Origin of the sequence: Natronosporangium hydrolyticum (assembly GCF_016925615.1) — a bacterium.
Taxonomy (GTDB): domain Bacteria; phylum Actinomycetota; class Actinomycetes; order Mycobacteriales; family Micromonosporaceae; genus Natronosporangium; species Natronosporangium hydrolyticum.
Map to the genome: position 1 here is coordinate 1,932,510 of NZ_CP070499.1, position 19,288 is coordinate 1,951,797.

General features: G+C 70.2%; 22 protein-coding genes. 20 read left to right on the forward strand and 2 right to left on the reverse strand.

Going from position 1 to position 19,288, the window contains the following annotated elements; translation table 11 throughout:
• The first annotated feature begins 34 nt into the window (after positions 1 to 34).
• Both JQS43_RS08605 and JQS43_RS08610 read left to right on the forward strand, forming a co-directional pair.
• Positions 35 to 1,237, forward strand: a complete 1,203-nt coding sequence (locus JQS43_RS08605; RefSeq protein WP_239678533.1) for a hypothetical protein — start codon at positions 35 to 37, stop codon at positions 1,235 to 1,237.
• A gap of 137 nt (positions 1,238 to 1,374) precedes the next feature.
• Positions 1,375 to 1,785 carry a hypothetical protein gene (locus JQS43_RS08610; RefSeq protein WP_239678534.1) on the forward strand — a complete coding sequence of 137 codons (411 nt, stop codon included), beginning with the start codon at positions 1,375 to 1,377 and terminating at the stop codon, positions 1,783 to 1,785.
• Between the two features lie 21 nt (positions 1,786 to 1,806).
• On the opposite strand, the gene JQS43_RS08615 is transcribed toward JQS43_RS08610, so the two are convergent.
• Positions 1,807 to 2,454, reverse strand: a complete 648-nt coding sequence (locus tag JQS43_RS08615; RefSeq protein WP_239678535.1) for a DUF6875 domain-containing protein — start codon at positions 2,452 to 2,454, stop codon at positions 1,807 to 1,809.
• A gap of 186 nt (positions 2,455 to 2,640) precedes the next feature.
• Between JQS43_RS08615 and JQS43_RS08620 the strand changes: the two genes are divergently transcribed.
• Both JQS43_RS08620 and JQS43_RS08625 read left to right on the forward strand, forming a co-directional pair.
• Complete coding sequence (locus JQS43_RS08620; RefSeq protein ID WP_239678536.1) at positions 2,641 to 4,077, forward strand: MFS transporter; 1,437 nt, start codon at positions 2,641 to 2,643, stop codon at positions 4,075 to 4,077.
• Between the two features lie 15 nt (positions 4,078 to 4,092).
• Positions 4,093 to 5,145, forward strand: a complete 1,053-nt coding sequence (locus tag JQS43_RS08625) for a methyltransferase (RefSeq protein ID WP_239678537.1) — start codon at positions 4,093 to 4,095, stop codon at positions 5,143 to 5,145.
• Here the strand turns inward: JQS43_RS08625 and JQS43_RS08630 are convergent.
• A complete protein-coding gene (locus JQS43_RS08630; protein WP_239678538.1) occupies positions 5,107 to 5,352 on the reverse strand; it encodes an MbtH family protein in 246 nt (81 codons plus the stop codon). The two genes, JQS43_RS08625 and JQS43_RS08630, sit on opposite strands and share 39 nt — an antisense overlap.
• 119 nt (positions 5,353 to 5,471) lie before the next feature.
• Here JQS43_RS08630 and JQS43_RS08635 point away from each other — a divergent pair, with 119 nt between their 5' ends.
• From JQS43_RS08635 to accB, 16 genes are all read left to right on the forward strand, one after another.
• Positions 5,472 to 6,791, forward strand: coding sequence for an ATP-grasp domain-containing protein (locus JQS43_RS08635; RefSeq protein ID WP_239678539.1), 1,320 nt, complete (start codon positions 5,472 to 5,474; stop codon positions 6,789 to 6,791).
• Positions 6,792 to 6,947: 156 nt separating this feature from the next.
• Entirely contained in the window at positions 6,948 to 7,562 is a 615-nt protein-coding gene (locus JQS43_RS08640; protein ID WP_239678540.1) for an NAD(P)H-dependent oxidoreductase, read from the forward strand.
• Positions 7,563 to 7,574: 12 nt separating this feature from the next.
• Positions 7,575 to 7,940 (forward strand): antibiotic biosynthesis monooxygenase family protein, encoded by a 366-nt coding sequence (locus JQS43_RS08645; RefSeq protein ID WP_239678541.1) that lies wholly within the window; start codon positions 7,575 to 7,577, stop codon positions 7,938 to 7,940.
• Positions 7,940 to 8,674 carry a SchA/CurD-like domain-containing protein gene (locus JQS43_RS08650; RefSeq protein WP_239678542.1) on the forward strand — a complete coding sequence of 245 codons (735 nt, stop codon included), beginning with the start codon at positions 7,940 to 7,942 and terminating at the stop codon, positions 8,672 to 8,674. The genes JQS43_RS08645 and JQS43_RS08650 overlap by 1 nt, the downstream gene beginning before the upstream one ends.
• Entirely contained in the window at positions 8,671 to 9,558 is an 888-nt protein-coding gene (locus JQS43_RS08655) for an NAD(P)-dependent oxidoreductase (protein ID WP_239678543.1), read from the forward strand. The genes JQS43_RS08650 and JQS43_RS08655 overlap by 4 nt, the downstream gene beginning before the upstream one ends.
• Complete coding sequence (locus JQS43_RS08660) at positions 9,555 to 10,559, forward strand: amidohydrolase family protein (protein WP_239678544.1); 1,005 nt, start codon at positions 9,555 to 9,557, stop codon at positions 10,557 to 10,559. Before JQS43_RS08655 ends, JQS43_RS08660 begins: the two co-directional genes overlap by 4 nt.
• Entirely contained in the window at positions 10,556 to 10,960 is a 405-nt protein-coding gene (locus JQS43_RS08665) for a cupin domain-containing protein (protein ID WP_239678545.1), read from the forward strand. Before JQS43_RS08660 ends, JQS43_RS08665 begins: the two co-directional genes overlap by 4 nt.
• Complete coding sequence (locus tag JQS43_RS08670) at positions 10,957 to 12,240, forward strand: beta-ketoacyl-[acyl-carrier-protein] synthase family protein (protein ID WP_239678546.1); 1,284 nt, start codon at positions 10,957 to 10,959, stop codon at positions 12,238 to 12,240. Before JQS43_RS08665 ends, JQS43_RS08670 begins: the two co-directional genes overlap by 4 nt.
• The gene (locus JQS43_RS08675; protein ID WP_275581055.1) at positions 12,237 to 13,469 is read left to right on the forward strand and encodes a beta-ketoacyl synthase N-terminal-like domain-containing protein; all 1,233 of its coding nucleotides are present in this window, start codon (positions 12,237 to 12,239) and stop codon (positions 13,467 to 13,469) included. The genes JQS43_RS08670 and JQS43_RS08675 overlap by 4 nt, the downstream gene beginning before the upstream one ends.
• A 44-nt stretch (positions 13,470 to 13,513) precedes the next feature.
• Entirely contained in the window at positions 13,514 to 13,792 is a 279-nt protein-coding gene (locus JQS43_RS08680) for an acyl carrier protein (RefSeq protein WP_239678547.1), read from the forward strand.
• Complete coding sequence (locus tag JQS43_RS08685; protein WP_239678548.1) at positions 13,776 to 14,249, forward strand: SRPBCC family protein; 474 nt, start codon at positions 13,776 to 13,778, stop codon at positions 14,247 to 14,249. The genes JQS43_RS08680 and JQS43_RS08685 overlap by 17 nt, the downstream gene beginning before the upstream one ends.
• Complete coding sequence (locus tag JQS43_RS08690; RefSeq protein WP_239678549.1) at positions 14,246 to 15,460, forward strand: acyl-CoA dehydrogenase family protein; 1,215 nt, start codon at positions 14,246 to 14,248, stop codon at positions 15,458 to 15,460. Before JQS43_RS08685 ends, JQS43_RS08690 begins: the two co-directional genes overlap by 4 nt.
• Positions 15,461 to 15,470: 10 nt before the next feature.
• Positions 15,471 to 16,631: an acyl-CoA dehydrogenase family protein gene (locus JQS43_RS08695; RefSeq protein WP_239678550.1), complete on the forward strand. Its 1,161-nt coding sequence runs from the start codon at positions 15,471 to 15,473 to the stop codon at positions 16,629 to 16,631.
• A gap of 27 nt (positions 16,632 to 16,658) precedes the next feature.
• Positions 16,659 to 16,991 carry a TcmI family type II polyketide cyclase gene (locus JQS43_RS08700; RefSeq protein WP_239678551.1) on the forward strand — a complete coding sequence of 111 codons (333 nt, stop codon included), beginning with the start codon at positions 16,659 to 16,661 and terminating at the stop codon, positions 16,989 to 16,991.
• Positions 16,988 to 18,736: an acetyl-CoA carboxylase carboxyl transferase subunit alpha gene (accA, locus tag JQS43_RS08705; RefSeq protein WP_420847666.1), complete on the forward strand. Its 1,749-nt coding sequence runs from the start codon at positions 16,988 to 16,990 to the stop codon at positions 18,734 to 18,736. Before JQS43_RS08700 ends, accA begins: the two co-directional genes overlap by 4 nt.
• Positions 18,717 to 19,283, forward strand: coding sequence for an acetyl-CoA carboxylase biotin carboxyl carrier protein (gene accB, locus JQS43_RS08710; RefSeq protein ID WP_239678552.1), 567 nt, complete (start codon positions 18,717 to 18,719; stop codon positions 19,281 to 19,283). The genes accA and accB overlap by 20 nt, the downstream gene beginning before the upstream one ends.
• Positions 19,284 to 19,288: the final 5 nt, after the last annotated feature.

The window sequence follows — 19,288 nt, forward strand, 5'->3', positions numbered from 1 at the left end:
TTCGGGTCGTCTCGTCGAGTGATGGTTGTGTGACATGAGCTGGCTGCGGCCGACCGTGGTCTGTGCGGTCGCGACGGTGTTGGTGCTGATGGCGGGGTGTCAGGGCGAGAATCCTGATGGCGGGGGGGATGATGTTCCGCTACTCAATCTGCGTGGGGAGCTCAACCCCGACGAGCAGTGGCCAGCCCGGGGGTCACTGACCGAGGACGCGGAACTGATCGCAGAGGTGAGCCAGGTTGTGGACCAATGGCAGACCACCGACGGGGTAGGTCGCCACACTCGCTCGGCACTCACCTCGATCGCCTGGCTAGGAGAGATCGACGGGCAGGTCCTCGCGGTCGTGGCGTTTGCTCCCGAAGGCACGTCCAACGACCGGTGGATCGTCGAGGTGACTGGCCAGCCGGGTGACATGGCGGTTACCGAGGCACGCGATATTCGCACCCGGATCGGGAACTCTATCGAGGACACGGAGCTGGTACCGATCCGCTCGGAGGGGATCGGCCCTCGATACCTGGTGTCAGCCCGGGTTGATTGGCTGACCGCCGACGGCGCGGAGGTTCAGCTAGTTGACGGTTTGAGCGAAGAGGTCGAGGTGGGCCGGTGTGAGCTGGTCGAGTTGGTCGCGGCGATCGGAGACGAGCGACTGGTCTATGGCGACCTGGGGACCAACGTCGAGCCTCCGCTGTATCCGTTGTTCTACGCACGGGGTCTTGGGCCAGAAGAAATAACCGACGTCGCTCGGCTACAAGGAGCAGGAGTAGATACCTGCGCCGCTGCGAGGAGCGAATGGTTGGGATCGCTGCACGAGCTGTTCGAACCCGAGATTCCAGCGGTGTTGAGCTGGGTCGAGCTAATCGAGATCAACTCAGAGGATTTTCGTGGCTCGTTGGAGGAGATTCCCGTCAACGGCTCCGGGTATGACCAACGGGCGATCGTGATCATGTGGCGCCCTGAGGCTGGTCCGCCGGTACTGTCTACTGCGCAGCTGAACGAGCCGCGTCACCGTTCCCTGACGTTCGTGTTCGAGACCACCGAGGGCCCGCTCGCGGTTCTGATGTATCCTAGCGGGGTAAACGTCACGCCGGAGCGGGAGTTTCGGGACGTCGAAGTGTCGGCGGAGGCCGCGCTGCTGGCCGCCGAGCCGCACGTCATCGTGGTGGCTCTACCCGATCACGAGGTTGAGATCTCTTACACCCGTGACGGTGAACGGGAGCAGGTCGGTGTTGAAGCTCCGTAATGCACCCGAGGGCGATTGTCAGATTGCGATTGTGCTTGTTCGGGTCGTCTCGTCGAGTGATGGTTGTGTGACATGAGCTGGGTGCGGCAGAGCATGGTCTGCGCGGTGGCGGCGGCCTTGGTGGTGGCGGTCTCGGGGTGCCAGCTCAGCCAGTCGGCACGGGGGTCGAGATCAACACTGGAGGATTTGACGGTGCGCTGGAGGATATCCTCATCGATGGCTCCGGGCGGGAACAGCGGGCGATCGTGGTGATGTGGCGTCCCGAATCCGGTCCGCCGATTTTCTCGAGGGTCGAGCAGGAGCTACTTCGCTACGAATCGGTCACGTTCAGCTTCCACACTGACGAAGGCCCACTCGCGGTCCTGATGTATCACCACGGCATCGCGATCACCCCGGAGCGGGAGTTTCGGGACGTCGAAGTGCCGGCGGAGGCCACGCTGCTCGCCGCCGAGCCGCACGTCATCGTGGTAGCACTACCCGAACACGAGATCGAGATCTCCTACCTCCGTGACGGTGAACGAGAGCGGGTCACCGTCGCAGCTCCGTAAGCCCGCATCGGCTGTCTCGGGTCAGGCCAGGGCAGCCTGGGCCGCCTGTTCGGCTGCGACGAGCTGCTGCTGCCAGTACTCCGACAGGGTGTCGCCGAAGAACTCACGGTAGTAGCCGAGGTAGGTCAGCCGTACCTGTGCTGGGGTCTCCGGGGCGGCGAAGAACGCCAGGTCGCCGGGGACCATGTTGCGCATCCCCAGGATCGGCATCGGACTGGCGAACGGCCGGAAGGTCGGGCTGTGCAGGCCAGGCGTCTCATGTGCGGGCCAGAAGTCGCCGGCGAGCATGCCGCCGGCGACGAACTCGGGCCGCAGCTGGGCGTGGACCCGCTCCACCAGGGCTTTCAGGGCCGACTCGGCCAGGCCGTAGGGGATGATGAAGTACACCAGGTAGCTGCGGTCCTCGGGGTGCTCCTGGCAGTGCTGCACGAACCGGGTCCGCATCTCGCGGGCGTAGCCGGCGAGCGCGTCGTCGCCGAGCGTGGCGTCGAAGGGGAACAGTTGCACCACCTGGTGCTGCAACGCCCGCCCCATATAGGGGCATACTGGCCCGGACCGCCCAAGATCGGGGTGGGGGTTGATGGGGAAGTCGCGTAGCCAGCGCCAGGCCAGGTCGAGACGCTCCTTCGCGGCCGGGTCGAGCACCGGCTCCTCCACAGGAACGGACATCAGTAACCTCACAGCTCCACAGTGGTTATCTCGTAGGTACCATAGGTCGTGGCGCCGGTTCGCGATTATCAGGGCGTTATCGGTGGGACTTCAACCGGCGGTGACCTGGCTGCGCTGCGATGCGAGCCCCCGCCCGGTTCTGGTTAGCACTTGTATACTTCGCGAAGCCCGAACCAGGAGGACACTATGGATGCCGCGCCGAGCGCCGCCGATACCAGGCGCAATGTCCGTAAGTTCCAGATGATCTGGGCGGGTCAGCTCTGCTCGGCGATCGGCTCCAGCCTGACCGGCTTCGTGCTCGGGGTGTGGGTCTTCCAGTCGACCGGCTCGGCCACCCAGTTCGCCATCATCTTCATGGCCTCGACGCTGCCGGGCGTCATCGTCGCGCCGTTCGCCGGCGCCATCGTCGACCGGTACGACCGGCGGATGCTGATGGTGATCAGCAACGCCGCGGGCGGCGTCGTCATCGCGGTCCTCGCGGCGCTGCTCTGGACCGACATCATCCAGGTCTGGCATGTCTATCTGACCGCGGCTGCCGCGGCCGTCTTCGGTGCCCTGCACATGACCGCCTTCTACGCGGTGACGCCGCAGCTGGTCCCGAAGGAGAAGCTCGGCAAGGCCAACGGGCTGCTGCAGATCACTCAGGCCGCCCGGATCGCGGCGCCGCTGGTGGCGGGCCTGTTGTTGGCGACGATCGGGCTGCGTGGAGTGATCCTGATCGACCTCGCCGCCAGTATCTTCGCGATCCTGGTGCTGGTGCTGGTCCCGTTGCGCAAGGAGCTGACCAACGCACCGGGTGCGGACACCAACCGCTCGTTCCTGAGCGACCTGGGGTATGGCTGGACCTATCTGCGGAGCCGCTCCGGGCTGATGGCGCTGGTGCTGCTCTTCACCGGGTTCAACTTCTGTTACGCCATCGCCGGGGTGTTGGTGCAGCCGCTGATCCTCTCGTTTTCGAACGAGGTGACGCTGGGCATCCTGATGTTCTGCGGCGGCGCCGGGTTCTTCGCCGGCAGTGTGCTGATGAGCACCTGGGGTGGGCCGAAACGGCGGGTGCGGGGGATTCTGATCATTCTCGCCATCGGCGGGGTGGTGCTGGCGCTGCACGGTGTCGCCCCCTCGCCGTGGTTGATCGCGGTGGTGGCGCCGTTGTTCCTGGTGACCCTGCCGTTGTTGATGGGGACCTCGATGGCCCTGGTGCAGACCAAGGTCGAGGGCGAGGCGATGGGGCGGGTGATCGCGGCGGTCCGGATGGCGGGCCAGGCGGCGATGCCGTTGGCGTATGTGCTGGCCGGCCCCCTGGCGGATCGGGTGGCGGAGCCGGCGATGGCCGACGGGGCGCCGTTGGGTGACAGCGTGGGGTCGGTGATCGGTGCCGGGCCGGGGCGGGGCATCGCACTGATCTTCTGGGTGGTCGGCTTGATGCTGATCCTGCTGGCGATCGCCGGTGCGGCGTCGAGCAAGTTGCGGCGGTTGGAAGAGGACCTCCCCGATGCCGACCACACCGCGCCCGCGACCCCGCCGGCTGCGCCGGAGCCGGAGCCGGAGCCCGAGCTGGAGTCAGCGCCCGAGCGGGAGCCCGAAGCCCAGCGCGATCCGCGCGCCGGGACCGGCAGTCGATGAAGGAGGCCGCGAGCCATGCCACTATCGCTCTCCGAGCAGGAGTACCGCCGGTTCCTGGAGACCGATGATGCTCCCGCACCCCACCTGGACTTCCTGCACACCGCCTCCTATCGGGCGGCGGGCGCGGGGGTACGCCTAGGGGTGTTCGATGCTCTGGCCGAGGGCCCACTGCCGGGTGAGGTGCTGGCGGAGCGGCTGCAGGTCGACCCCCGCGGGCTGGGGCTGCTGCTGACGGCGTTGCGGAGCTTCGGCTACCTCACGGTCACCGGTGATGGATATGTCAACACCGCGAAGGCGCAGAAGTGGTTGCTGGACACGCCCGGCAGCTATGCGACGGTCTTCTCGTTCTGGCAGACGGTGCTCTTCGAGCTGTGGTCGGAGCTGGAGGATTCGGTGCGCACCGGGAAGCCGGCGGTCGATTTCTACCAGTGGCTGGAGCAACGGCCCGCGACGATGCGGCGCTTCCAGACGATGCTGACCCGGCTGGCCGGGTTCCTGTGTCCGGAGGTGCTGGCGGCGGTGACGCTGCCCGAAGGGGCGACGAAGCTGCTGGACATCGGGGGTGGACACGCCACCTACGCCGTGGGCTTCTGCCAGCGCTATCCGGAGCTGTCGGCGACCGTGCTCGACCTGCCGGGGGCGTTGGCGGTCGGTTCTGAGGCGGTCGCTGCCGCCGGGCTGACCGGCCGGGTCTCGATGCGCGAGGGGGATCTGCGGACGGACCCGTTCGACGCGGCAGAGTTCGACGTGGCGTTGCTCTTCAACATTGTGCACGGGATGCCGCCGGCAGAAGTGCGGCAACTGCTCGCCGCGGTAGCCGCGGCGCTGCGGCCGGGGGGCCGGGTGTTGGTGTTGGAGCCACTGTCCGACCTCGCGGCCGGTGGTGGGGTGGTGGGTGAGGCGTTCGTGCGGACCTTCAGCCTCAATCTCTTCCACGGGCAGGGCGGGCAGGTCTATGGCTACGCCGAGTTGGCCGAGTGGTTGACCGAGGCCGGCTTCACCGACCTCGATCGCCACACGTTCCAGAAGTCACCCACGGACCACCTGATCACCGCGCTCCGCGGTTGACTGCTGCTCATCCATCCAGCGGCGCAACGACAACGGCCGGAGGTCGGTCCAGACCTGTTCGATGTGGGCCAGGCACTCGGCCTTGCCGCCGACGACTCCTTCGCGCCGCCAACCGTCCGGAAGTGGCTGGTCGTCGAGCCAGATGGAGTATTGCTCCTCGTCGTTGACGACCACCGCGTAGGTGTTGGTGTCCTCTTCGTCCTGCATCGCACACCCTTACATCGCCGTAGGTTCGGGGTTCTCGGCGTAATAGTATGGCGCCTGCGGAGCTGAGACCACCAGCTGTCCAGGCGACGATATCTCCACACTGCACCGAAGGAGGCACGGTGGTCCGACCTCAACCGCCCACCGGTGGCGGTGGCGAGCTGGTGGTGCTGGTACGCGATGTCGGCACCAACTGGGTGGAGCACATGTCGGCGGTGGTCCACGCGCTTGGTGACCGGGTGGCGGTGGTGTCCGGTCCCGATCCGGTGGCCGGTGATCGCCTGGCCAGCGCCGCCGACGAGGTGGTCATCGTGGCCGACCCGACCGACCCCGAACCGGTGACGGCGGCGGTTACCAGGCTTGCTGCGGGCCGGCGACCCCGAGCAGTCTTGTCGATCACCGATGGCTGTGTGGCGGTGGCCGCGCAGGCGGCGGAGGCGGTGGGGCTGGGTCGGACCCCGGCGGCGCCGATCATCCGCTCCCGAAACAAGGCCGAGGTTCGTCGCCGGCTTCGGGCCGCCGGTCTGCCGGGTCCGGCGTTCCAACTGTTCGCCGCCGCCGATGAGGCTGCCGCGGTCGCGGCGGCGGTGGGTCTGCCGGCGGTGGTCAAGCCGCTCAACGGCACCGGCAGTCATCTGGTCCGGCGAGTCTGGGATGTGGCCGGCCTCGCCGCGGCGTACGACGAGGTGACCGCCGGGTTGGCGAGCGGGCCGCTGGCGCATCTCTACCAGCGGCCGCTGCCCACCGCCGGTGGTGATCCGCTGGACCCGGGTCGGGTGCTGCTGGTCGAGCGGGCGCTGGTGGGTCGGGAGTTCTGCCTGGACCTGGTCGTCCGGGACGGCGAGGTCATCGAGTACCCGTTGGTCGACAAGTTCCTGATGGACGACCACTTCTTCGAACTCGGGTTCTGCGCGCCGCCGTTCGCGCTCGACAGTTCGCGGCAGCAGCTGATCTGCGCCGCGGCGGTGGCGGCGGTGACTGCGCTGGGGGTGGCCAACACCATGGCGCACGTCGAGGTGATTGACGACCAGTGGCTGGGGCCTACGGTGGTGGAGGTGAACGCGGGGCGGCCCGGCGGGATGGGCCCGGCGTTCCTGAATCGCCTCACTACCGGCATCGACCCGGCCGCGGAGTTGTTGGCGGTGCACTGCGGGGCCGACCGTCCGGTGGCGGCTCCGCGGACCCTGGCTCCGGTCGCCGCGGTGAACGTGTTCGCGCAGGGCAGTGGCCGGGTCCGGGCGGTGCATGGGTTGGCCGAGTTGGCAGACCATCCGGATGTGCTGGCCACGGTCGCGGCGGCCGAGCCGGGCGATGTGCTGACCGAGCAGTACGAGGTCGACGTGGCCGGGCTGGTGCTGGCCGGGTTCACCGATCGGGACGAACTCGTCCGAGTCTGCCGTGAGCTGACCGCTCAGGTGTGGGCGGAGTTCGACCCAGCCTGATCGGCCGCGAGTTGCCGCCTAGCATGTTCGGCCGGTAGCGGGATCAAGTCACCGGAAAATCAGCAAAGGTTTCAGACGCCACATACGCTAAATCCGACCCAATGACCGGTTTGCCGGTTTTGTCAGTGGGGTCGGCGAAGCGTGTGAGGAGGACAGGTGTCTGAGAGCAGATTAGCGGTCATCTACTTCAGTCGAAGTGGCACGATCGCGATGCTGGCGCGGCACATAGCCGAAGGCGCGGCGGCTCACGGCGCCGAAGTGCGGCTTCGGACTGTGGCCAGCCCGGACCAGGGTGGTGGTGGCGGTGGCCTGGCTCCGGAACCGGCGAGCATGGCCGACCTGGAGTGGGCGGACGCCATCGCGTTCGGTTCCCCGACCCGGTTCGGCAACCTCGCTGCGGAGCTGAAGGAGTTCCTGGACCGGACCGGGCCGCTGGCCCTGCGGGGCAAGCTCGCCGACAAGGCGGTCTCCGGCTTCACCAGCGCCGCGTCTCCGCATGGTGGGCAGGAAGCGACCCTGCTGGCGCTCTACCACACGATGTGCCACTGGGGCGCCGTGATCGTCCCGACCGGCTACACCGATCCGTCGCTGCGGGAGATCGGCGGCAACCCGTACGGCTTGTCCGTGACCGCCCGGCACGACGGCTCGCTGTCGCCCGCGGAGGTCGTCGCCGCCCGCTTCTTCGGGGTCCGGTTGGCCGGTATCGGCGCCCGGCTGGCCGAACCCGTCCCGGAGCCGGCCCGCGAACCGGTTCCGGCCGGCGGGGCATAGGGGGGGCCAGCCATGACTCTGGAACAGGTTCAGCCCGAGCGAGTCGACGCTGCGACCGGCCGATTGCGGGTGGTCTTCCTGCTCACCGTCGCCGAGGGCGCCGAGGACCGGTTCGTCGCCGCGTATGAGGCGATTCGGCACCGGGTCGCGGCGGTCGACGGTCACCTGGCAGACCAACTCTGCCAATCGACCACCGACCCATCACAGTGGATGATAACCAGCGAGTGGGAGAGCCCGGAGCACTTCCTCGCCTGGGAACGTACCGCCGGGCACCGCGAACTCGCGGGTCCGCTGGTGGCTTGTACGACCGACCGCCGGTCGCTGCGGTTTCTGGTGCGGCACCAGACCAGCGGGGCCGCGCAGCGGGGGTGGCGGTGATGAACCGGTACGCGTTGAGTTTTCCGATCCGGCCCGGAACGGCGTCGGAGGTGGCGGAGATCCTCCGTAGCTACCGCCGTCCGAGCGCCGGGGCGGCCCCCGGCGGCCCACCCTTGTTGCGGCGTACCACGGTCTTCGTTGGAGCGGACCGGGTGGTCCGGGTGATGACGGTAGCGGGTGAGATCGATGAGGTGATGCGGCACCTCTCCAGCCAGCCGCAGATCCGGGCGGTGGAGGAGGCCCTCGATCCGTACCTGGCGATCCGGCGGGACCTGCGGACTGCGGCCGGCGTGCAGGACTTTCTGGAGCGGGCGCTGCTGACCGAGGCGGTGCATCGGCAGACCCCGCAGGAGCAGTTGCCGGAGGTGACCGACGACGCCGTAGCGCGGTGTGGGCTGCTCTACCCGGTCCGTCCGGGCTGCGGTAAGCCGGCGGCGCAACTGCTCGCCAACGCCGCGCCGCTGCCGGTCCGGGTGGATGCCCAGACCGCCATCGTCGCCAGCAGCGTCTATTACCACGACGACGTGTTGCTGCGAATGTTCGAAGTGGCCGGACGCGTCTCGGACGTGCTGGCGTATCTGGCCCGCACCGCTGCCGCCGCACCGGCGGCGGCGGAGCTGGCCGAGCTGATGGAGACCGATTTCGACCTGACCACCGAGGCGGGTTTCCGGGCGTTCCTCGCCGGGAGCCGGCTGGAGTTGGTCACTGACCGGCGAGTGGAGGTGCCGGCATGAACCCGACCGCGCCACCGCCGGTAGCGGTGATCGGATTGGGCCGGATGGGCAGCGGCATGGCGCAGTGCCTGCTGGCCCGGGGCTACTCAGTCGCGGTGTGGAACCGCACCCCGGAGGCGGTGGCCGAGTTGGCCGGCCAGGGCGCCACTGCGGCGGCGACCCCGGCGGCCGCCGCCAAGGACAGCGAACTGGTGCTGCTGTCGCTGGCCGACGCCGCGGCGACCCGGGAGGTGCTCTACGGCCCGGACGGGGTGCTGAGCGGCGGACCGCTCGCCGGGGTGCTGGTCTCGACCAGCACGCTGGCGCCGGAAGAGATGGCGTTGCTGGCCGAGCGGACGCCAGCGGTGCTGGAGGTGGGCCTGCTCGGCAATCACCAGCACGCCGCCCAGGGGGAGCTGCGGCTGCTGGTCGGGGGTGACCGGGCGCTGCTGGACCGGGTGTACGACACCCTCGACCTGCTGGCCCGGGAGGTCATCTACGTGGGCGAGCTAGGCGCCGGCATGCGGTTGAAGGTGCTGATGAACCTGCTGATGGGGGTGCAGGTGCAGGTGCTCGCGGAGGCCGTGACGCTGGGGGAGGGCCTCGGCCTGGACCGCCAGCTGGTGTTGGACACCATCACCGGTAGCGGCTTCGCCAGCCCGGTGATGAACTTCAAGGCCCGCCGGCTCAGCTCCCAGGACTACTCCGCTCCCGACTTCCGGCTGCGGCTGATGGCCAAGGACTTGCAGCTCGCGCTGGCCGGCGCGGACCAGGTGGGGTTGGAGCTGCCGCTGGCCCAGGCCGCCCTGCGCAGCCACGACACGGCGGTCGCGCTCGGGCACGGCGACCTCGACTGTGCCGCGATCGCCCACGCGGTTGCCGGCCCCCGCCGGAGCCGGCGATGACGATCGATGTGCACGGCCACCTCAGCCCACCGGAGTCGCTGCGGCGCTTCCCGATGCCGCCCCGGTTGGGGGACGTGACCGGCATGATCGAGGCCAAGTTGGCGCTCGGCGTGTCGATGACGGTCATCGGCAGCCCGGTCGGGGCCGGTGCGATGGTGCCGATCCCGGGGGTGGACAACTACGCCCAGAGCGAGGACCAGCTCCGCGGTCTGCACGAGTGGCTGGCCTCGGTCGTCGCCGACCACCCGCAACACCTCCGGTCGTACGTCTACGTCAACCCGTTCGGGGGCGATGCGCACCTGGCTAACGCGGCGGAGTGGGCCCGGCAGCCGGAGTTCGTCGGGGTCATCGCGAACAGCAGCATCTCGGGGCGCTACCTGCTCGGCCCGGAGGCCGATGCCTTCTTCGGGTTCCTTGCGGAGCTGGACCTGCCGCTGTTCCTGCACCCGCCGGCCTCGCCGGCCGCCGGGACCGGCCTACAGGACCTGCCGCTGATCGAGCAACTGGGTCGGTTCTGCGACATCACCATCGGGTTGGCGTGCTGCGTGCTGGGTGGCTGGTTGGAGAAGTACCCGAGCCTACGGATCCTGGCCAGCGCCGGCGGGGGCGCGTTGGGCCTGCTCCCCGAGAAGCTGGACCAGGCGTGGGCGCCGGCGCACTGGGGCGGCCGGCCCGGGGCGGTCGAGTCGCCGCTGCCGCGGCCGCCCAGCAGCTACCTCGATCGGATCTGGGTCGATACCGCCACGCCCAGTCCGGCCGCGCTGACCCTGGCGCTGGCCACGGTCGGGCCGCGGCGGGTGGTCTTCGGCACCGACTCGCCGCCGCTCCCGCCGGAGAGCGTCGGTGGGCTGCTGAAGACGATCGGTGACGCCGCGATCCCGGCCCAGACCCGAGACGGCGTGCTCGCTGGGAACGCCCGCGAGCTGTTCGGAGCCCGGTTGGGCGACCCGTCGGCGGCCATCCCGGCGGCCGTGGGTGAGACCGCGAGGAGTGACCAATGACGACTCAGACCGTTCGAATCGTAGACATCAGCGAGGTGCCGGCGAACCGCCGCCGGGGCGGGGACCTGCGGACGGTGCTCAGCCCGGGCACCGTCGGCGGCGACTCGGGCTTCATGGGCCTGGCCATCCTGGCTCCGGGCGAGCGGGTGGTGGAGCACTACCACCCGTACTCAGACGAGTACCTGTTCGCGGTGGCTGGCGAGGTTACTGTGGACCTGGACGGGGTGGCGCATTCGCTCCGTGCCGACCAGGGTGTGATGATCCCGCGGAACATGCGGCACCGGGTGCGCAACACCGGTGCGGTGACGGCCCGGATCGTCTTCCACCTCTGCCCGCTGGCCCCCCGCCCGGAGCTCGGCCATGTCGACACCGAGACGCTGACTGAGCAGGAGCCGGCGTGACCAGGAGCGCCCCGGGCGCCGGCGGGCGGCGGGCCTGCGTGACCGGGGTAGGCGTGGTAGCCCCCGGCGGCACCGGGGCGCCTGCCTTCTGGGAGCTGCTCACCAGCGGGCGGACCGCGACCCGGGCGATCAGCCTCTTCGACCCGGCCGAGTTCCGGTCCCGGATCGCCGCCGAGTGCGACTTCTCGCCGGCGGCGGTCGGGTTGACGCCGCAGGAGGTGGCGCGCAATGACCGGTACGTGCAGTTCGCCCTGGTCGCGGCCGATGAGGCGGTGCGATCGGCGGAGCTCTCGCTCGACCCGCTGGACCCGTGGCGGGTGGGGGTGTGCATGGGGACCGCGGTGGGCGGCACCATGCTGCTGGAGTCGGACTATGTGGTGACCTCCAATCGGGGCGAGCAGTGGCTGGTCGACCACCGGTACGCGTCGCCGTTTCTGCCCCGTGCCTTCTCGCCAGCGCCGCTCGCCGCCGAGGTGGCCCAGCGGGTCGGCGCCAAAGGCGTGGTGCAGACGGTCTCGACCGGCTGCACGTCGGGGTTGGACGCGGTCGGCTACGCCCATCGGCTGATCCAGGAAGACCAGGCGGACGTGGTGATCGCCGGGGCGGCCGACTCACCGATCTCGCCGATCACGGTGGCCTGCTTCGACGCTATCCGGGCCACGTCGCCCCGCAACGACGACCCCGCCCACGCCTCCCGGCCGTTCGACGCCGATCGGGACGGATTCGTGCTCGGCGAGGGCGCGGCGGTGCTGGTGCTGGAGGAGGAGGGGTATGCCCGCCGTCGGGGTGCGCCGGTGCTCTGCACGGTGGCCGGGTTCGCGACCCGCGGCAACGCCTACCACATGACCGGATTGACCCGCGAGGGCGTGGAGATGGCGGAGGCGATCACCCGGGCGCTCGCCGATGCCCGGCTTGATCCGGCCGATGTGGACTACGTAAACGCCCACGGCTCCGGCACCCGGCAGAACGACCGGCACGAGACCGCGGCGTTCAAACGGGCGCTGGGGGAGCACGCCTATGCGGTTCCGATCAGCTCGATCAAGTCGATGGTGGGGCATTCGTTGGGGGCGATCGGCGCGATTGAGGCGGCGGCCTGCGTGTTGGCGTTGACCGAGCAGGTGGTGCCGCCGACCGCGAACCTGGACACCCCCGACCCGGAGTGCGATCTGGACTATGTCCCGCACCAGGCCCGAGCGCGGCGGCTGGGCTCGGTGCTGTCAGTGGGTAGCGGCTTCGGTGGCTTCCAGTCCGCTCTGGTGTTGCAGCGGGAGTCGTCATGACCGGCGTGGCCGCGGAGGCGGCGGTCATTACCGGCCTGGGGGTGATCGCCCCGACCGGTGCGACCACCGATGTGTACTGGAAGGCCACGCTGGCCGGGGAGTGCGCGATCGGTCGGCTGCAACGCTACGACCCGAGTGGCTACCCGCTGGCGCTAGCGGGCGAGGTGAAGGGTTTCGATGCCGAGCAGCTGATCGAGTCTCGACTGGTGGTGCAGACCGACCGGTTCACCCAGTTCGCGCTCGCCGCCGCCGAGTTGGCGCTGCAGGACGCCGGGCTCGACCCGGCGGACCTGCCACCGTTTGAGATCGGCGTCGTTACGGCCAGCTGCGCCGGTGGCGTGGAGTTCGGGCAGCAGGAGATCGAAGCGTTGTGGCGGCAAGGCTCCCGTTTCGTGGGGCCATACCAGTCGATCGCCTGGTTCTATGCGGCGAGTACCGGCCAGATCTCGATCCGGCACGGCTTGAAGGGGCCGTGCGGGGTGCTCGTCACCGACGAGGCAGGGGCCCTCGACGCGATCGCGCACGCCCGTCGTGATCTTCGGGCGGGCGCGGTAGCGATGCTGGCCGGGGGCGCCGAGGCGCCGTTCGCCCCGTTCTCGATGACCTGCCAGTACGGGACCGGTCTACTGAGCACGGCAACCGACCCGGTGCAGGGATACCGCCCGTTCACCGCGACCGCGGCCGGCTTCGTGCCGGCTGAGGGCGGTGCGATGGTCGTCTTGGAGACCGCCGCCGCCGCCCGTACCCGAGGCCTGCGGGGCTACGCGGCGGTCGCCGGTTACGGCACCACCTTCACCGGTGGCGGCGGGCCGGCGGCGACCGCGGGCGGGTTGGTGCTGGCCGCCCGGCAGGCGTTGGCACAGGCCGAGATCGCCCCGGAGGAGGTCGATGTGGTCTTCGCCGATGCCCTCGGGGTGCCGGCGGCGGATCAGGCCGAGGTGGCCGCGTTGCGGGAACTGTTCGGCGCCCGGGCGGCGCAGGTGCCGGTCACCGCCGCCAAGGCCGGCACCGGTCGGGCATATGCCGGAGCCGCGGCGATCGATGTGGCCGCCGCAGCGCTCACGGTCGCGCACGGGGTGGTGCCGCCGACCCCGAACGTCTCGGAGCTCGCGTACGACCTGGACCTGGTGATCGGCGAGCCGCGGGTGCTCGATGCCCGCACCGCGCTGATCTGGGCGCGGGGCTTGAGCGGCACGAACTCGGCACTGGTCATCCGGGCCTGTGGGTGACCGGCCGAGCTGGACATGTAGATGCGAACGGAAGTGAGGTTGGAATGTCGGAGGGTCCATTCACCTATGCCGAGCTCGCGGCGATGATTCGGCAGTGCGCCGGGGTCACCGTGGCTCCCGAGACGATGTCTGCACAGCCCGAGCTGACCTTCGCCGAGTTGGGGGTCGAGTCGCTGGGGGTGCTCGGCGTCGTCGCCGCGGTGGAGAACCGGTACGGAGTCCGGCTCGGCGCCGACGGCGAGCAGTGCGAACGTCCCGAACAGCTGCGGGCCCTGGTGGGCCGGCTCATCACAGAGGAGGCGACTGATGCCCGGGCACACTGAGAATGAGATCGAGATCGCGGCGCCGCTGGAGCTGACCTGGCGGATGACCAACGACATCGAGCGTTGGACGCAGCTGTTCAGCGAGTACGCGGCGGTGGAGGTGCTGGAGCGGGACGGCGACCGGGTGGTCTTCCGGCTTTCCATGCACCCGGAGCCGGACGGTCGGGTGTGGAGCTGGGTTTCGGAGCGGGTGGCCGACCCGATCACTCGGACCGTGCGGGCGCACCGGATCGAGACCGGGCCGTTCGCCTATATGCAGATCCACTGGAGTTATCAGGAGACCGCTGCGGGCACCAGGATGAGGTGGACGCAGAACTTCGCGATGAAGCCGGACGCCCCGGTCGACGACGCGTGGATGACCGACCGGATCAATAAGAATTCCAAGATTCAGATGGCGTTGATCAAGGAGAAGGTCGAGGCGGCCGCGGCCGAACTGGTAGCGGGGGAGCCACGATGACCAGCACAGTAGCTCCTACCGGGGTCGACCACGGACGTGGCGAGCCGGCCGGCGGCCCGCCGCTGGCGGCCGCGCAGCAGCGCTCGCCGGCGATCGCCGCCCGGGCCAGCGAGATCGAACGAGCCCGCACGCTCCCGCCGGATCTGGTGACCGACCTGAACCAGGCCGGGTTGTTCCGGATCGCGCTCCCGAGCGGTCTCGGCGGCCCCGGCGCCGCGCCCACCGAGCTGGTCGAGACGATCGCCGAGATCTCGCGGGCGGACGCCGCCACCGGCTGGTGTGTGCTGATCGCCAATATCGGCGCGGCCTTCCTCGCCTGGTTGCCGCGCGACGCCGCGGCAGAGCTGTTGGCGGGGCAACCCGACCTGCTGATCGCCGGTGGTCAGGCCCCGTTGGGTCAGGCCGAGGAGGTCGCGGACGGCTTCCGGCTGACCGGCCGGTGGGCGTTCGCCAGCGGGTGTCTACACGCAAACCTGCTGATGGGCGGCTTCATGGTCATGGAAGGCGGCCGACCGAAGACTAACCAGTGGGGCGTGCCGGAGATGCGGATCGGGCACTTCCCGGCGGACCAGGCCCGGGTGGAGGACACCTGGGATGTGGCCGGTCTGGCCGGCACCGGCAGCCACGACATCGTGGTCGAGCAGGCGCTGGTGCCCGCGCGCTACACCTCGGTGCCCTACTTTGCGCCGGCCGACCAGCACCCGGATCCGTTGTTCCGGCTCACCGGCTACAACCTGCTGCTGACGCTGATGAGCGGGTTCCCGCTCGGGGTGGCGCGGCGCGCTTTGGACGAGGTCTACGGCCAGCTTGAGCAGCGCGGTCGGCCGGGCCACGAGGAGGGCTGGCTGGCTGATCCGGCGGTGCAGGTGACGCTGCTCCGGCAGGAGACCGCGCTGCGGTCGGCGCGTCGTCACGTCCTGGACACGCTCGCCGAGCTGCTCGACGAGCTGGGTCGGGGGCCGGTGGCGGTGGCCGAGCGGGCTCACCTCGCAGCCGCCGTGATCAACGCGTACGACGTTGGTCGGGAGGTGGTGCAGGACTGTTTCCGGCTGGCGGGGGCGGCGGCGCTCTTCGACGACAACCCGCTGCAGCGATGCCTGCGCGATCTGGTGGCCGGCGCGCAGCATGTGGCTTTCTCGGTCGACTCGCGCAAGCGGGTTGCCAACGCGTTGTTGGGTCGGCAACAGCATCCGGTCTTCTTCGGAGTGTAGGGAGAATCTCATGTCCAAACTAGCTAAGAAGGCCACGCCGGTAGCCGCACTGGACCCGGTGGCCGAGGCGCGCCGGCTCGCCGACGACATCACCGCGCAGGCCCGCGATACCGAACGGCAGCGCGGCATCTCCCCAGAGCTGACCGAGCAGCTGCGGTCGGCCGGTCTGTTCGGCTTGCTGACCCCCAAGTCGTTGGGCGGGCTGGAGTGTGAGCCGAGCGTCATCCTGGAGACCATCGCGGAGCTGAGTCGGGCCGACGCCGCCACCGGCTGGACTGTCCTGATCGGTCAGGGGGGCGGTTACCTCGCCTGGCTCGACGCTGAGGTGGCCGCGGCGATCGTGCGCCGGGTGCCGAATCCGATCATCGTGGGGTCGATGGCCCCACTCGGGCAGGCGGCCGCCGGCGGCGACGGGGCGGCGCTGCGGATCACCGGCCGCTGGCCGTACAGCAGCGGCTGTCAAGCGGCCGATCTGGTCTTCGGCGCTTTCCAGACCGGCGAGCAGCGCGGCGCGCCGTTCCGATTCGCGCTGTTCGAGCCGGGTCAGGTGGAGATCCACGACACCTGGCGGGTGGCCGGGCTGCGCGGGACCGGCAGCCACGACCTCTCCGCGAGCGATGTCTCGGTCGCGATGGAGCGCACCTTCGACCCGTTCGGGGCGGCGACCGAGCCCGGTCCGCTCTACCGGTTGCCGTACCTGACCTATCTGCTGACCGCGATGGCGGGCTTCCCGCTCGGGGTGGCCCGCCGGGTGCTCGACGAGTACGCGGCGGTGGTGCAGGTCAAGCGCAACGTGGAGCGCCAGGTGCTGGCCGAGACGCCGCTGATTCAGCAGGATCTCGCGCGGTGCGAGAGCGCGGTGCGGGCGGCCCGGGCGGGGGTGCTGGCCGCGATGGTCGAGGTCTGGGGGGAGGCGCAGGAAGGGGTGCCCACGCCGGTCACCCGGGCGCTGTTCACCGGGTCGGTTCAGCACGCGATGCGGACCGCTGTCGAGGTGGCGGACGCCGCCCTGCGTGCCTGTGGCGCGAGCCAGCTCTACCACCACGCACCGTTGCAGCGCTGCTACCGGGATTTGCAGGCAGCCGCCCAGCACATCGCGTTCGGGCTCGACGCGCAGCGGCGCGTGGGGGCGACCTTGCTGGGCCAGGAGGCCCCACTCGCCTTTATCTGACCACCGGCTCACCGAAAGGAGACAGTGATGTACCGGACCATGATCGTTGCGAAGATGCGGCCGGACGCCGCCAAGCCGATCGCCGAGGTGTTCGGGGAGTCCGACACCAGCACCGACCTGCCAGCGTTGGTGGGCGTCCGCGCCCGCAGCCTCTTCCAGTTCAACGAGGTGTATCTGCACCTGATCGAGGGGGACCGGCCGATCGCGGCGGCGGTGGCCGAGGTCGCCGGGCACCCGGCGTTCCGGCAGATCAGCAACGATCTGCGGCCCTATGTGGCGGCGTACGATCCGGAGACCTGGCGGGAGCCGAAGGACGCGATGGCGCACGAGTTCTACCGGTGGGAACGGCGGTCGTCGTGACGGAGACGCTTGACCACCGGTCGACCCAGGTTCGAGGGCCCTCCGCCGCAGATTGGCTGGCCTGTCCCGGCTGCCGTCGGCTGATCTTCGGCCGCCGGTTGCAGCGACACCTCGACGTGTGTCCCGAATGCCACCACCACCGGCGGCTCAGCGCCGATGCTCGGCTCGCCCAGCTGCTGGACCCCGGTAGCCAGCTCGCGTTGCCGCCGATCCGGTCGGTCACCGACCCGCTCGGCTTCGTCGACGAGCAGCCGTACGCCCAGCGGCTCGCCGCGGCCCGCGCCGCGACCGGGCTGTCCGAGGGGGTCGCCGGCGCCCACGGCACGATCGAGGGTCAGCCGGTGGTGGTGGCGGCGATGGACTTCGGCTTCATCGGCGGCAGCCTCGGCGCCGCCGAGGGGGAGCGGATCACCGCCGCCGCCGAGTACGCCGGGGCGCACCGGTTGCCCCTGGTGGTCGTGACCGCCTCGGGCGGCGCCCGGATGCAGGAGGGGGCGTTGTCCCTGATGCAGATGGCCAAGACCAGCCAGGCGTTCGCGGAGCTGGACGAGGCGGGCATCCTCACCGTGGCGGTGATCAGTGACCCCACCTACGGCGGGGTGGCGGCCTCCTTCGCGACCCTGGCCGACATCATCATCGCCGAATCCGGCGCCAGGCTCGGCTTCGCCGGGCCTCGAGTCATCGAGCAGACGCTGCGGACGCGGCTGCCGGAGGGGTTCCAGACCGCGCAGCGACTGCACGCGCAGGGCCTGCTCGACGAGGTACGGCCCCGGGGTTCGCTGCGGTCGGCGCTCGGCCAGCTGCTGCGGGCGGCCGTCCCCGCCGCGGCGGCGCCCGAGAGCCCCGGGCACAGTACGCCGCTGATGCTGGTGCGGGAGGCTAGCGAACTGCCGGCGATCGATCCGTGGCGGGTGGTGCAGCTGGCCCGGGAGCGGGCGCGCCCCACCACCCTCGCCTACGCCAGCCAGTTGTTGGACGGCTTCTACGAGCTGCACGGAGACCGGCTGACCGGGGACTGCCCGGCGATCGTCGGTGGTCTTGGCCGGCTGGGTGGAGCGCCGGTGATGTTGATCGGGCACCAGAAGGGGCAGACCACCCGGGAGCTGGTGGACCGAAACTTCGGCATGGCGTCACCGGCTGGCTACCGTAAGAGCGCGCGGTTGCTGCGGCTCGCGGCCAAGCTGGGGGTCCCGGTGGTCACGCTGATCGACACCCCGGGCGCCGCCGCCGATGTGGCCGCGGAGGACCAGGGGCAGGCCTTCGCGATCGCCGAGAACCTGCGGCTGCTGGCGGGCCTGCCGGTGCCGGTGGTGGCGGTCGTGACCGGGGAGGGTGGCAGCGGTGGGGCGCTCGCGTTGGCGGTGGCCGACCGGGTGTACGCGTTGGCGAACAGCACCTACTCGGTGATCAGCCCCGAGGGGTGCGCGGCGATCCTGTGGCGGGGGCCGGCCGCCGCGCCGCAGGCCGCGGCGCAGCTCCGGCTCACCGCTCCGGATCTGCTTCGGATGGAGATCATCGATGGCGTGGTCCCGGAGCCGGACGGTGGCGCGCACAGCGACCCGGTGGCGATGGTGGAGCTGCTTCGGGAGGTGCTGAACCACGCGCTACGGGAGCTCACCGGGGTGCCGCCGGCGGCGTTGGTGCGGCGGCGCCGGGCCCGCTTCCGGGAGTTCGGACAGACCTTGCCGTCCGCGATGTGGACGGGCAGTGAAGAGGTGAGCGACGATGACGCCGCAGCACTTTGAAGCACCGCCGGTCGCCGTCGGCGCCGGGCCGGGCGCCGGGCCGGGCGCCGGAACGAGCGGTGACGGGAGCCATGAGTCGGTGTTGGCCGCGGTCTGTGCCGCGGCGGGGACGCTGCTGGCGCAGGCCGGCGGACCCATGGCGCGGCTGCGGGTGCGGTGCGGCGAGGTCTCGGTCGAGCTGCGCTGGCCGGCGGAGCCGGTCGCTGGCGGATCGATGCCCGCCGCGGTTACCTCGACCATGCTGAGTGAGGAGTTGACCAGCGTCGACGAGTTGGCCACCGCCGAGCAGTTGGCGGTGACGTACCTGCGGGCGCCGATGGTCGGCACCTTCTACCATGCCCCGGAGCCGGACGCGGCGCCCCTCGTGCGGGTCGGCGACGTGGTCGAGGCGGGGCAGCAGATCGGGATCCTGGAGGCGATGAAGCTGATGAACCCGATCGAAGCCGAACAGGCCGGCCGAGTGGTCGAGGTGCTTGTGCCCAACGCCGCCCCGGTCGAGTACGACCAGCGGTTGATCGCCATCACTACCGCCGACCCGGCGACCTGACCCGC